The organism is Brevundimonas sp. UBA5936 (assembly GCA_002430835.1).
GTDB lineage: Bacteria > Pseudomonadota > Alphaproteobacteria > Caulobacterales > Caulobacteraceae > Brevundimonas.
In genome coordinates this window covers 1-11,961 of sequence record DJDA01000034.1, presented here as the reverse complement: position 1 = coordinate 11,961, position 11,961 = coordinate 1, and the positions used below count along the sequence as shown (strand labels likewise).

Here is an 11,961-nt window from a genome sequence, read left to right as displayed (position 1 = left end):
CCTGAGGATCCCGCCCGACGACCCGACCAGGGCGCTGGGGATGATCAGGGCGATGTTCTCCAGCGTGACGCCCAGCGCCGCCGCCGCCCAGCCGGAATAGGAGTTCAGCATGGACACCACCACCGGCATGTCCGCCCCGCCGATGGGGATGATCAGGGTCGCGCCCAGGATCAGGGCGATGGCGAACACGCACCAGCAGGCCCAGATCGACGTCCCGCCCGTGCCGATCAGGATGCCGATCAGGAAGACCAGGGCCAGCGCCAGAGCGATGTTGATGAGGTGCCGCGCCGGCAGGATGATCGGCGCCCCGCTCATCCGTCCGTCCAGCTTGGCGAAGGCGATGACCGATCCGGTGAAGGTGATGGCCCCGATGGCCACGCCCAGGCTCAGTTCGACGATCGACAGGGTCTTGATCCCGCCCGTCGCCGTGACGATGCCGAAGGCGTCGGGCGCATAGACCGCCCCCACCGCCACCAGGCAGGCCGCCAGGCCGACCAGGGAGTGAAACGCCGCGACCAGTTGCGGCATGGCCGTCATCGGCACGCGGTTGGCGATGACCGCGCCCGCGCCGCCGCCGACCACGACCCCGCCCGCGATCAGGGCCAGGGTCAAGGGATCCAGCGCCCCGCTGGTCCCCAGCGTCAGCAGGGTGACGCCGACGGCAAGCGCCATGCCGACCATGCCCAGCGTATTGCCCCGTCGGCTGGTCACAGGGCTGGATAGCCCTCGAAGCGAGAGGATGAACAGAACCCCCGCCGCCAGATAGGCCAGCGCCGCGATCGATGCGTTCATCCCCTCCCCCCTTGTTTCATGCCTAGATCATCAGAAGACGTTGACGACGGCGGGCGCGGCGCCGTTGGTGCCGGCGGCGGTCGCCTGGCCGTTCTTGACCACGGCTACGCCGACCGGCCCCTGGCCGCCCGTCTTGGTCACGCGGCAGCTGCCGTTGTCGCCCGGCAGGCGTCCGGCCATCCGGCCCGATCCGGTGTGGTTGATGCGGTTCATGTGGACGCCCTTGATCGTCACCGGGGCGAAGCCGCACTCCAGCGTCCAACTGGCGCCCTGCGGCGCGGCCACCGACCAGTGCAGGCCGGTGTAAGGGTCATTGCCCACTTCACGCGCCGATTGCGCCGAGGCCGCGCCGGCGACAGCGGCGGCCGACAGGGCCAGGACGGAGATCAGGGAAGCTTTCATCACGCGATACTCTTCGAGGTTTAACGTTTGACGGATTGAGTGCGCGACAGACGCCACAGCGCCGCCGCGATGAACAGAGGCCCCAGCAGGATCATCGCCCAGTCGAAGACCGTCATCTGGCGATCCTGGATGATGATGCGCGTCAGGACGGCGGCGAAAACCAGCACGACCCCGCAGTCCTGGAACCGCAGGCGCCCGATGGGGTCTTTCACCCGCACCCAGCTCCAGATCCACAGGGCCACGCCCAGACCCGTGACGGCCCAGGAGGCATAGAAGGCCAGCAGGATGGGCGACAGGGTCACGAGGCGGCCGAACCTTCAGGCAAGCGCTTGCGCCGGGTCCAGATCATACGGACGCCGGCCCAGGCGATGAAAAGGGTGAAGACGGCTGCGCCCAGCGCCGCCGCCTTGTCTCCGGCCTCCATCAACCCCGCCGCGCGCCAGATCAACAGGGCGACGCCGATCGGAAAGAAGACCAGCGCCAGGCCCAGTTCAACGCGACGACGCGCCTCAGCCGACAGCCTGCCGCCTAACGTAGCGGCCGCCAGAACCACCAACACGGCGACAGCCAGAAGAACCAGGATCAGGACATTGATCAGATTGTACATCAGGCGCGCTCCTTCTTCTTGTACATGGCCAGCATCCGGCGCGTGACCATGAAGCCGCCGAAGATGTTGACGCTGGCCAGGGTCACTGCGGCCACGCCCGCGCCCTTGGCGATCCAAGCGTTCGGCCCGCCCGCCTGCGCGCTCATCGCCGCCGCCGCGATCAGGCCGCCGACGATGATGACGCTGGAAATGGCGTTGGTCACGGCCATCAGCGGCGTGTGCAGCGCCGGCGTCACGCTCCAGACGACATAGTAGCCGACGAAGATCGACAGGACGAAGATCGCCAGGCGGAAGACGGTGGGATCGACGTGTTCCATCAGCCTCTCACTCCTTCATGCACCACGGCGCCGCCGTGGGTGACGACGGCGGCCTTGAGGATTTCCTCCTCCAGGTCGACCGCCAGGGCGCCGTCCTTGATCATCAACCCCAGGAAGGCGACCAGGTTGCGCGCATAAAGGGCGCTGGCGTCCGCGGCGATGCGGCCGGGCATGTTGCTCCAGCCGACGATCTTCACCCCATTGGCCGTGGTCACGACCTCGTTCGGCTTGGAGCCTTCGACGTTGCCGCCCGCCTCGACCGCCAGGTCTATGATGACCGAGCCTGGCTTCATCGAAGCGACGTGCGCCGCCGTCACCAGCTTCGGCGCCGGGCGGCCGGGGATCAGGGCGGTGGTGATCACCACGTCCTGCTTGATGATGTGGGCGGCGGTCAGGTCGGCCTGCTTGGCCTGATATTCGGCCGACATGGCCTTGGCGTAGCCGCCCGCCGTCTCGGCCGCCTTGAACTCTTCATCCTCGACCGCGACGAATTTGGCGCCCAGGCTCTCGACCTGCTCCTTGGCGGCGGGACGCACGTCGGTGGCCGTGACGACCGCGCCCAGACGCCGCGCCGTGGCGATGGCCTGAAGCCCCGCAACCCCCGCGCCCATGACGAAGGTCTTGGCGGCGGCCACCGTCCCGGCGGCCGTCATCATCATGGGGAAGCCCTTGCCATAGGCATAGGCCGCCTCGATCACTGCCCGGTATCCGGCCAGATTGGCCTGGGACGACAGCACGTCCATCACCTGCGCCCGCGTGATGCGCGGCACGAACTCCATGGCGAAGGCGGTGGCGTTAGCGCCCCTCAACGCCTCGACTGTGGCCTTGTCGCGCCAGGCGTCCAGCAGGCTGACCACCACCGCGCCGGGTTTCAGGGCGCTGATCTCCGACGCCGTCGGGCCGCGCACCTTCAACAGGATGTCCGCTCCCGCCAGCACCGCCGACAAATCGGGCCGCACGCTGGCCCCCGCCACGACGTAATCGTCATCCGGAATGGACGAACCCAGACCTGTTCCCGCCTCGACCGTCACGGTCGCACCGAGATCGGCCAGCTTCCTGACCGTTTCAGGCGTTACAGCGCAGCGCGTCTCGCCTTCACGGCGTTCACGGGTCACGGCGATGGCGACGGCCAAGCGAATCCCTCCCACTCCCCAGGGTCGAACCGACGTTAGGCTGAAGGTCGAAGGGTCGTCAAAGCCGTCGCCGCACGACGAGGCGATTTTCTTGCCGCCAACGCCGCCTCACGGCCCGACGCCGCACGTTTCATGCGCGCAGGCAAAAGGCCCGCCGGACGCGCCGACGGGCCTTGCAGAAGTCCGTTCAGAGGAAGGCCGCGCTTAGTGCGCCTTCTTGCTCTTCAGCATGAAGTAGCCCGCCACCGACAGCACCACACCGCTGATGAAGGCGGGAACGAAGCCGGCGCCGACGGCGAACCACACCGTCAGGAACAGGATCAGCACGGCCGTGGCCAGCGACAGCCACTTGGTCAGGCCCATGAACAGGCTCCAGGTCCAGGCCTGTTCCGAGATGTTCATATCCCCGTGGACGTGGGGGGCGGTCGCTTCAGCGTGCTGGTCGGCCATGGGGCATCCAAAAAAAGAGTCGAGATTTCGACGGCTCTTATAGCGAGGCCTGCGCGCGGCTCAAGCCCGTCAGGGTCAAGGGCGCCTCAGTCGAGGCTTTCCAGCACCGAACGCGCGAAGGCGGCGACGTCGAAGGGCTTGCCCGCCGGGTCTTCGCCGCGCCGCACGATCACCACCTGGCGGCTGGGCACGATCACCACATACTGCCCCCGGTTGCCGAAGGCGGCGAACGCATCGACGGGCACGCCCTCGGATCGGTTCAGCAGCCAGAAGGTCGCCCCATAGCCGAAGTCGCCCGTCGGCGGCTGCGGCCCGGTCGGGGCGGTAACGTAGTCGCGCCAGCCTTCGGGCAGGAGGCGCTCGCCCTCCCACACCCCGTCCTGCAGATACAGCTGGCCGAAGCGGGCCAGATCGCGCGCCGTGGTCCAGACCTGGCTCGACAGGATGTAGTTGCCGCGCCAGTCGGTCTCGGCCCAGGTGTGCGTCATGCCCAGCGCATCGAACAGTTCGGCGGGCGGATGGGCGGTGAAGGTCGGGGCGGCGGCCATGGTCGCCAGCAGGGTGTCGTTGTTGGCGTAGCGATAGACCGTCCCCACCGGCGCCAGCAGCGGCCAGCCCGGCGCCTGCTCGTCCACCGCTACGCCGCCGAAATAGAGGCCGTCGGTGCGATTGCCCGCCGTGTCGCTGGTCAGACCCGACGACATCCGCATCAGGGCGTCGACCGTGATGGCCGCGCGCGGATCGCCGGGCGTGCGCCAGTTGGCGATGGCGGCGGGCGCCTTCACATCCAGCTCGCCGCGCTGGACCGCCGCGCCGATGACGGTTCCGGCCAGGCTCTTGGCCACCGACCAGGTGCGCTGGGGCGTGTTCGGGCCGAAGTCAGGCGCATAGCGTTCCGCCACCCGCTTGCCGCCCTGCATGACCACGACGCCGGTGGTGTTGGTTCCCTCGCCGAATCCCTGATCGAAGGCGCGGCCGACAGCGGCCTCCAGCGCGCGGGCGTTCCCCCTGGGCCGCGCGGTCGGCATGTCGGGCGCCGAGGCCCGACGCGCCAGCGGGGCCCGTTCAGGCGCGGCGCCCGGCGCATAGCCCATCGGCTCGATGACGCAGCCGCGCCCGTCGGTCCAGGTCGCGACGCGCGGAGGCGCGGCCTGATCCCAGGCGACAGTGACGGCGTTCCCTGCCAGCTCGGCCTTCATGTCGCCGATCAGCGCCTGAAGCTCGGGATAGATGCCGACCAGTTCATTGGTCTCGACGCTGGCGACCGACCGTTCGGCGCCCGCCGCGCGGGCCGAATGGACGGCGCTGCACACCGTCAGCGCCTTATACCCCGCCGCAAGGGCGCGGTGATTGGCCGAAGCCTCGGCCTGGGCGAAAACCGTCGTCGGCAGGGCGAGAACGGCGGCGAGAACAAGAACACGGGACGCGATTTTCATGCGGCCACGCTTCAATGCCGTACGCGCGCCTGTCAACGCCCTTTCCCTTCTCCCCTTGTGGGAGAAGGTGGGCGCCGAAGGCGGTCGGATGAGGGGTGTGAACGCGACACAAGCCATGCAGCGAACGACGCCTCAAACTTTCATCGTCGCGCCGACACCCCTCACCCGTCAGGCTGCGCCTGCCACCTTCTCCCGCAAGGGGAGAAGGAAATCAGAGCGCCTCGAAGCGGTCGATCAGGCCTTCCAGCCGCTTGGTGCCGATGGTCCAGAAGGCCGGGTCGCGCGGGTTCAGGCCGAACGGCTTCAGCGCCTCGACATAGGTCCGCGCCCCGCCGCCCGACAGCAGCTCGCGATACAGGGGCGTGAAGGCCGCCGGATCCTTGGCCCGCGTCTCCATCAGCGCCGCGACCAGCAGGTCGCCGAACGCATAGGCGTAGACATAGAAAGGCGCGTGGACGAAATGGCTGACGTAGGCCCACCAGTCTTCATAGCCGGTCAGGTCGACCGACGGGCCGAGGCTGGCGCCCAGCTCCTCCATCCAGATGTCGCGGATGCGCTCGACCGGAACCTCGCCCGCCGCCCGCTCGTCGTGGAAGCGTGTTTCGAAGCGGTGGAAGGCGATCTGGCGGACCACCGTGTTCAGCCCGTCCTCGATCCGGCCCGCCAGCAGGGCGCGCTGTTCGTCCGGCGTCGCCTCGGCCAGCAGGCGGTCGAAGGTCAGCCCCTCGGCGAAGATCGACGCCGTCTCGGCCAGGGTCAGAGGCGTGTCGGCCAGCAGCGACCCCTGCCCCGCCGCCAGCGTCTGGTGCACCCCGTGCCCCAGCTCATGCGCCAGAGTCAGCACGTCGCGCCGCTCGCCCATCCAGTTCAGGAAGACGTAAGGGTGCCGATCCGCCGTCACCGGGTGAGCATAGGCGCCGGACTGCTTGCCCGCCCGCGCCCGCGCGTCGATCCACGGCCGGTCGAAGAACCAGCCCGCCCGCTCGGCGAAGTCCCCGCCCAGGTCAGCAAAGCTGGACAGCACCACCTCGCGCCCGCCCGCCCAGTCATAGGCGCGCGACGCCGCCGCCTCGATCGGGGCGTTGCGGTCCCAGTGGGCCAGCCGATCCTTGCCCATCGCCTTGGCCTTCAACGCATAATAGCGATGCGCCAGACGCGGATAGGCTTCGGCGACGGCCTCAGCCATGGCGCCCACGCTCTCGCCGTCGACCTCATTGCCCAGATGACGGCTGTCGGCGGGGCGTTTGAAGCCGCGCTTGCGATCCTCCAGTGCCTTTTCGGCGGCGACGGTGTTCAGCACCATCGCCATGGTCCGGGCGATGCCGGAAAAGGCCGTCGACAGGCCCTCGCCCGCCGCCTGACGCTTGGCGCCGTCCGCGTCGCTGAGGCGGTTCAGCCCCTCGGCCAGGGTCAGTTCTTCATCCCCGACCGGCGCGCGCAGCACGGCCAGGGTCTCGTCGAACAGACGCGGCCACTGGGCCTGAATCGGCCCGCGCTCGGCGATGAAGGTCTCCAGCTCAGCCGACAGTTCATGCGGCTTCATCGCCCGCACCCGGCGCAGCCACGGCGCCCAGCGCGCGGCGGACGCATGGGCCGTCAGCGCCGCCTCAACCGCCGCCTCGTCCAGCGCATTGATCTCCAGCGTCAGCCAGACGGTCGGGGTGGCGATGACGGTCAGCTTCTCGCGGACATCGGCCTCAAACCCCTGCGCCGCCGCGTCCTCGCGGTTGGTCGAGGCGGCGAGGAAGGCGTAGGCGCCCAAGGCCCCCATCACGTCCGCCGCCTGCTCATAAAGCCCGATCGCCTCGTCCAGCGCCTGGCCCAGTTCGGCGCCCGACAGCGCGGCCAGCCGCCCCTGCCAGGCGTTCATCCGCTCCACCAGCCTCCTGGCTCGCTCCAGATCGGCGGCGATGCGCGCATCCTCGCGCGAGGCGTAGAGGTCGGACAGATCCCACAGCGGGGCGTCGGCGAATTCGGTTGGTTTGACGGGCGCGTTCATGCCCTTGGTTGTGGGGAGGCGAAGGACGCGATGCAAGCCGCCCTTCTTTCAGCAGGTCAGCCTCAAGCCAGGACGATGAAAAGCGTCTTCCCTTCGCTCTCAAAATCGAGCACTGTTCAAATATGACCCATACCGCCCCCGATCCCACCGGCCGCGCCTCGCTGGAAGGCGCGCGCGGGCTCTCCGCCTTCCGCATCGGGATCGGCCTGATCCAGGGGCTGGTTCTCTATCTGCTGTATCGCTCGGCGTCGGACACCACGGCCCTGGCCTGGCCCGCGACCCAGCCTTCGCTTTACGCCGCCCTGGTGCTGGCCGCGACGTTCGCGCCGATCATGCTGCTGGCGGGCGTCGGGCGGATGGGATGGAAGACGCTGGCGCTGTGGGGCGCGGTGGCGGCGGCGGTTCTGGCGCTGCTGGGCTGGCACGACGCGGCCCAACAGGCGAGCGACTACTTCCGCCCGCCCTATCTGCGTTTTCCGGTCGTGGCCTTCGCGGCGGCGGCTCTGTTCATCGCCCATCACCTGATCGTTCCGGCGGTCGAAGGGCGGCGCTGGATCGCCGACTACGACGACTACTTCGACACCGCGTGGAAGGCGGGCGTGCAGCTGGTGCTGTCGCTGGGCTTTACCGGCGCCTTCTGGCTGCTGCTGTTCCTGGGCGCGGCCCTGTTCCGCGTCATCGGCCTCAACTTCCTGAGCGAACTGCTGGGCAAGGAGTGGTTCTCCATCCCCGTCACCTGTCTGGTCTTCGCCGTGGCGGTGCAGTTGACCGATGTGCGCGGCGCGCTGATCCGGGGGGTGCGGACGGTGGCGCTGATGCTGCTGTCGTGGCTGCTGCTGGTCATCACCGTGCTGGTGGCGGGATTTCTGGCCGCCCTGCCCTTCACCGGGCTTGATGGATTGTGGAAGACGGGCAGCGCCACGGCTCTTGTTCTGTCGGCCGCCGCCGCCCTGATCGTCCTGATCAACACCGCCTATCAGGACGGGCGCGAGGATAATCTGCCGCCCGCCGCCCTGCGCCTGGCGGTGCGGGTCGCCTCGGTGCTGCTGACGCCGCTGATCCTGATCGCCGTCTGGGGCCTGAGCCTTCGCATCGGCCAGCACGGCCTGACGCCCGACCGCATCATCGCCTCGGCCTGCGCCCTGGTCGGCGTCCTCTACGCCGCCGGATACGGCTGGGCCGCCCTGTCGCCCCTGTGGCGCAAGACCGCCTGGATGAAGCCGCTGGAGCGCACCAACGTCCTGGCCGCCGTCCTGACGGTGCTGGTCATCCTGGCCCTGTTCAGCCCCCTGGCCGACCCGGCCCGCCTGTCCGTCAACGATCAGATGGCCCGGCTCAAGCGCGGCGCCGTCAGCGCGGCCCAGTTCGACTACGCCTTCCTGCGCTTCGGCGCGGGCAAGACCGGGCGCGCGGCCCTGGCCGAGCTGGCGAAATCTTCCGACGCCGAGATCGCCCGCCGCGCCAAGGCGGCCCAGACCTCGACCTCGCGCTATGATCTGGTCGAGGTCGGCACGCCTCCGCGCCAGCCGGTCATCGCCCCGTGGCCGGCGAACAAGCCCCTGCCCGCCGCCTTCCTGGCTCCGACGACGACCGGCGACCCGCGCTTCGCCTGCGGCCGCGACGACAACTGCCTCGCCGCACAGCGCGACCTGAACGGCGACGGCCGCGATGAGATCCTGCTGGCGACCGCCTACAACATCGCCCTGTTCGCACAGGACGCCGAGGGCCGCTGGATTCATCAGGGCGACTATCACGTTCCGCATTGCCCCGGCCCCGCCGGCCGCGACCTGCGCGAGGCGCTCAAGCATCCCGATCTCAAGGCCGTCGCTTCGCCCTGGCCGGACTTGAACATGGGCGCCGTGACCGGGCGGCTGCAACCGGAAGCCGTCTGTCCAACACCCGTCGCCGTTAACCCCTGACTCAGGTCTCCGAAACCCGATCTTCATTCCCTCCGTTCTAGGGTTGTGTCGAAACGAGCCAGTCCCGAACCAATGAGGACGGCCGTTCGATGGTGATGTTGAAGGGTGTGCTCCAATGGCCAAGACCGTTCTGGTCGTCGACGATGATCCCACGCAGCGCCGCCTGATTCAGGCGGTGCTCGACCGTGAAGGCTATGCGGTCGTCCACGCCGAAAGCGGGGGCGAGGCCATCGACCGTCTGACCAAGGGCGGCGGCGCCGACGTGGTGCTTCTGGATCTCGTCATGCCGGGCCTGTCGGGCATGGAGGCCCTGGCCGAGATGCGCACGGCGGGCGTGGCCACGCCGGTCATCGTGCTGACGGCCAACGGCGGCATCGAGACGGTGGTCAAGGCCATGCAGGCCGGCGCCCAGGACTTCTTCGTCAAGCCTGTCGGCCCCGACCGCCTGCTAGTCGGCGTCCGCAACGCCCTGCAGATGACCCAGTTGACCGCCGAGATCGGCCGCCTGAAGAAGCGCGCTTCGGGCCGCTCCTCCTTCGACGACATGGTCGGCGACAGCGAACCCATGCGCATGGTCAAGGCCCTGGGCCAGCGCGCGGCCAAGTCCTCCATCCCCGTGCTGATCACCGGCGAAAGCGGCGTCGGCAAGGAAGTCATCGCCCGCGCCCTGCACGGCGCCTCGGACCGGGCGGGCAAGCCCTTCATCGCGGTGAACTGCGGCGCCCTGCCCGCCAATCTGGTCGAATCCATCCTGTTCGGCCACGAGAAGGGCGCCTTCACCGGCGCGCACGAAAAACACGCCGGCAAGTTCGTCGAGGCGAACGGCGGCACCCTGTTCCTGGACGAGATCGGCGAACTGCCGCTGGACATGCAGGTCAAGCTGCTGCGCGCCCTTCAGGAGTGCGAGGTCGATCCGGTCGGCGGCAAGCGCCCGGTCAAGGTCGACGTCCGCATCGTCTCGGCCACCAATCGCGACCCGGCCCAGCAGGTCAAGGAAGGCGCCTTCCGCGAAGACCTCTTCTATCGCCTGAACGTCTTCCCGATCGAGGCCCCGGCCCTGCGCGAACGGCGCGAAGACATCCCGGCCCTGGTCGAGCACTTCATCGCCCGCTTCAACCTTGAGGAAGGCAAGCGCGTCATCGGCTGCTCGCCCGAGACCCTGGCCCTGCTGCAGGGCCACGACTGGCCCGGCAACGTCCGCCAGTTGGAGAACGCGGTCTATCGCGCCCTGGTCCTGGCCGACTCGCCCCTGTTGCAGCCGCACGACTTCCCGGCCATCTCGGGCGTCGCCGTGCCGCTGGACGCCGTGGCCGCCGCGCCGAGCGGCCCGGACGCCCCCGCCTCGGCTTCCGCCTCCGCCGCGACCGATGACGACGGCCAGCACGACAGCCCCGTCCGCATCACCGATGACCGCGGCCACGTCCGCACCCTGGAGCAGATCGAACGCGACCTGATCCAGCACGCGATCGAAGTCTATTCCGGCCATATGTCGGAAATCGCGCGCCGCCTGGGCATCGGCCGCTCCACCCTCTACCGCAAGGTTCGCGAACAGGGGCTGGAGGAACAGCTCAAGGAAGCCGGCTGAAGAAGGCCCGGACGCCGCCCGAAACAGGGCCGTCGTTTCCGTTCGGGGTTTCAAAGGCGAACTCTACGGGCCACACCTTCCCTGCGTTCTGTTCACGAAAGGGAGCCGCCCCTCTTGTTTCGCCACCTCGCCGTCGCCTTGACCCTGGCGTCCGTCGCCGCCCTGACCGCCGCCTGCTCCAACCCTGAGGCCCCGCCCCAGGCCGAAGCCGCCGCGTCCAAGGTCGCCCTGCCGCCCGAGTGCGAGAACCATCCCCTGCTGGCCGCCATGCCGACAGCCCAGACCATCGCCGGCAAGCCGCTGACCGAGATCGACTGCCAGGCCTTCTCCGTCTCCATGACCTATGGCGAGCCGGGGACCAGCACCGAAATCCTGCTGATCGATTCCAAGGCGCCGGTTCCCGAGGAAAGCGGTCCCCTGTCCGGCCTCATCGCCGGCGCTCAAGAGACCGCCTACAAGAGCGCCGTCGCCGCCGTCGAGATAACCAAGGGCGGACGCGAGCTGGCCCTGTCCTCCCCGACAGCCCTCGCCTCGATCGGCGGCGAGAACTACCTGTCCGTCGTCATGGACGGCCCGACCGGCGAAGTCGCCGTCATCGGCATCGAGTCCATGGATTCAGGCGGCGACGTCGATTCTCTGATCAGCGTATTGAAGGACCGCTACGGCCTGACCATCCACATCGAACAGGACCATCTGTCCGGCGCGGCGGCCGCTCGCGCGGCCTATCAGCCCTATCTGTCGGCCATGCGCCTGAACGCCCTGCCCTAGCCAGCGAAAAGGGCGGCGGAGTTGGCCTCCGCCGCCCTTCGTCTTCATGCCCTGGCTCAGTTCCGGCTGACCGTCAGGCTGTAGCCGCCCTCCGATCCCCGCCGCGCCGTGGCGCGAGGCTGGAACGGGGTGATGACGTAAGTCGTGTCCTTGGACGCTTTCAGTTCGGCCGTCTGACCGTCGACCTCGCCCCGGAACACAGCGGCGCCGCCCTGGTCGGCCGCGTCGCTGATGTTGAAATACAGGTTGGCGTTCGACGGCTTGAAGGCGACCTTCAGCGTCTGGCCCGACGCCACGGGCACGGCGTACACCGGCGCCGCATAGCCCTTCACCGCCCCCTCCTTCGTCACCGAGCCGACCCGCTCGAACGTCAGCACCTCCAGCGTCGAGCCTTCCTCGCGGACGAAGGCGCGCGCCGCCGCTTCATCAACGGCGGGCAGCGTCCGAGCGGCGTCCGGCGCCGGGCTGACCGCCTGGGGCGCCGCCGCAGGGCCGCCGCTGAGATCCGGCGTCGCTTCCGAAGCCGCCTCGGGCGCCGCGCCCGGACGATCCC

13 protein-coding genes are annotated in these 11,961 nt (G+C 69.0%); 3 read left to right on the top strand and 10 right to left on the bottom strand.

Annotated elements, in window-relative coordinates; translation table 11 throughout:
* The 9 genes from B2Y21_RS03350 to B2Y21_RS03310 form a co-directional block, all read right to left on the bottom strand.
* On the bottom strand, window positions 1-792 hold a 792-nt coding region (locus tag B2Y21_RS03350; protein ID WP_292056948.1), incomplete at its 3' end, for an NAD(P)(+) transhydrogenase (Re/Si-specific) subunit beta.
* 30 nt (window positions 793-822) lie between these two features.
* Complete coding sequence (locus B2Y21_RS03345; RefSeq protein ID WP_292056951.1) at window positions 823-1,194, bottom strand: hypothetical protein; 372 nt, start codon at window positions 1,192-1,194, stop codon at window positions 823-825.
* Between the two features lie 20 nt (window positions 1,195-1,214).
* Window positions 1,215-1,496, bottom strand: coding sequence for a hypothetical protein (locus B2Y21_RS03340; RefSeq protein WP_046653284.1), 282 nt, complete (start codon window positions 1,494-1,496; stop codon window positions 1,215-1,217).
* Window positions 1,493-1,801, bottom strand: coding sequence for a hypothetical protein (locus B2Y21_RS03335; RefSeq protein ID WP_292056945.1), 309 nt, complete (start codon window positions 1,799-1,801; stop codon window positions 1,493-1,495). The genes B2Y21_RS03340 and B2Y21_RS03335 overlap by 4 nt, the downstream gene beginning before the upstream one ends.
* Window positions 1,801-2,118, bottom strand: coding sequence for an NAD(P) transhydrogenase subunit alpha (locus B2Y21_RS03330; RefSeq protein ID WP_003165738.1), 318 nt, complete (start codon window positions 2,116-2,118; stop codon window positions 1,801-1,803). The genes B2Y21_RS03335 and B2Y21_RS03330 overlap by 1 nt, the downstream gene beginning before the upstream one ends.
* Window positions 2,118-3,251: a Re/Si-specific NAD(P)(+) transhydrogenase subunit alpha gene (locus B2Y21_RS03325; RefSeq protein WP_292056942.1), complete on the bottom strand. Its 1,134-nt coding sequence runs from the start codon at window positions 3,249-3,251 to the stop codon at window positions 2,118-2,120. The genes B2Y21_RS03330 and B2Y21_RS03325 overlap by 1 nt, the downstream gene beginning before the upstream one ends.
* A 204-nt stretch (window positions 3,252-3,455) precedes the next feature.
* The gene (locus tag B2Y21_RS03320) at window positions 3,456-3,701 is read right to left on the bottom strand and encodes an aa3-type cytochrome c oxidase subunit IV (RefSeq protein WP_292056940.1); all 246 of its coding nucleotides are present in this window, start codon (window positions 3,699-3,701) and stop codon (window positions 3,456-3,458) included.
* Between the two features lie 86 nt (window positions 3,702-3,787).
* A complete protein-coding gene (locus B2Y21_RS03315) occupies window positions 3,788-5,137 on the bottom strand; it encodes a serine hydrolase domain-containing protein (protein ID WP_292056938.1) in 1,350 nt (449 codons plus the stop codon).
* Window positions 5,138-5,348: 211 nt separating this feature from the next.
* Window positions 5,349-7,136, bottom strand: a complete 1,788-nt coding sequence (locus B2Y21_RS03310; RefSeq protein ID WP_292056935.1) for a M3 family oligoendopeptidase — start codon at window positions 7,134-7,136, stop codon at window positions 5,349-5,351.
* Window positions 7,137-7,258: 122 nt separating this feature from the next.
* Between B2Y21_RS03310 and B2Y21_RS03305 the strand changes: the two genes are divergently transcribed.
* From B2Y21_RS03305 to B2Y21_RS03295, 3 genes are all read left to right on the top strand, one after another.
* Window positions 7,259-9,055 carry a DUF4153 domain-containing protein gene (locus tag B2Y21_RS03305; protein ID WP_292056933.1) on the top strand — a complete coding sequence of 599 codons (1,797 nt, stop codon included), beginning with the start codon at window positions 7,259-7,261 and terminating at the stop codon, window positions 9,053-9,055.
* 115 nt (window positions 9,056-9,170) lie between these two features.
* Window positions 9,171-10,640, top strand: a complete 1,470-nt coding sequence (locus tag B2Y21_RS03300; RefSeq protein WP_292056930.1) for a sigma-54-dependent transcriptional regulator — start codon at window positions 9,171-9,173, stop codon at window positions 10,638-10,640.
* A gap of 114 nt (window positions 10,641-10,754) precedes the next feature.
* The gene (locus tag B2Y21_RS03295) at window positions 10,755-11,408 is read left to right on the top strand and encodes a hypothetical protein (protein ID WP_292056928.1); all 654 of its coding nucleotides are present in this window, start codon (window positions 10,755-10,757) and stop codon (window positions 11,406-11,408) included.
* A 56-nt stretch (window positions 11,409-11,464) separates the two neighbouring features.
* Here the strand turns inward: B2Y21_RS03295 and B2Y21_RS03290 are convergent.
* The coding region (locus B2Y21_RS03290; protein WP_292056926.1) for a hypothetical protein at window positions 11,465-11,961 on the bottom strand (497 nt) is incomplete at its 5' end.

Excerpts from the sequence above, each read along its gene's own strand:
- B2Y21_RS03330 (WP_003165738.1), bottom strand. The coding sequence starts at position 2,118 with ATGGAACACGTCGATCCCACCGTCTTCCGCCTGGCGATCTTCGTCCTG.
- B2Y21_RS03335 (WP_292056945.1), bottom strand. The coding sequence starts at position 1,801 with ATGTACAATCTGATCAATGTCCTGATCCTGGTTCTTCTGGCTGTCGCC.
- B2Y21_RS03345 (WP_292056951.1), bottom strand. The coding sequence starts at position 1,194 with ATGAAAGCTTCCCTGATCTCCGTCCTGGCCCTGTCGGCCGCCGCTGTC.
- B2Y21_RS03315 (WP_292056938.1), bottom strand. The coding sequence starts at position 5,137 with ATGAAAATCGCGTCCCGTGTTCTTGTTCTCGCCGCCGTTCTCGCCCTG.
- B2Y21_RS03300 (WP_292056930.1), top strand. The coding sequence starts at position 9,171 with ATGGCCAAGACCGTTCTGGTCGTCGACGATGATCCCACGCAGCGCCGC.
- B2Y21_RS03320 (WP_292056940.1), bottom strand. The coding sequence starts at position 3,701 with ATGGCCGACCAGCACGCTGAAGCGACCGCCCCCCACGTCCACGGGGAT.
- B2Y21_RS03305 (WP_292056933.1), top strand. The coding sequence starts at position 7,259 with ATGACCCATACCGCCCCCGATCCCACCGGCCGCGCCTCGCTGGAAGGC.
- B2Y21_RS03310 (WP_292056935.1), bottom strand. The coding sequence starts at position 7,136 with ATGAACGCGCCCGTCAAACCAACCGAATTCGCCGACGCCCCGCTGTGG.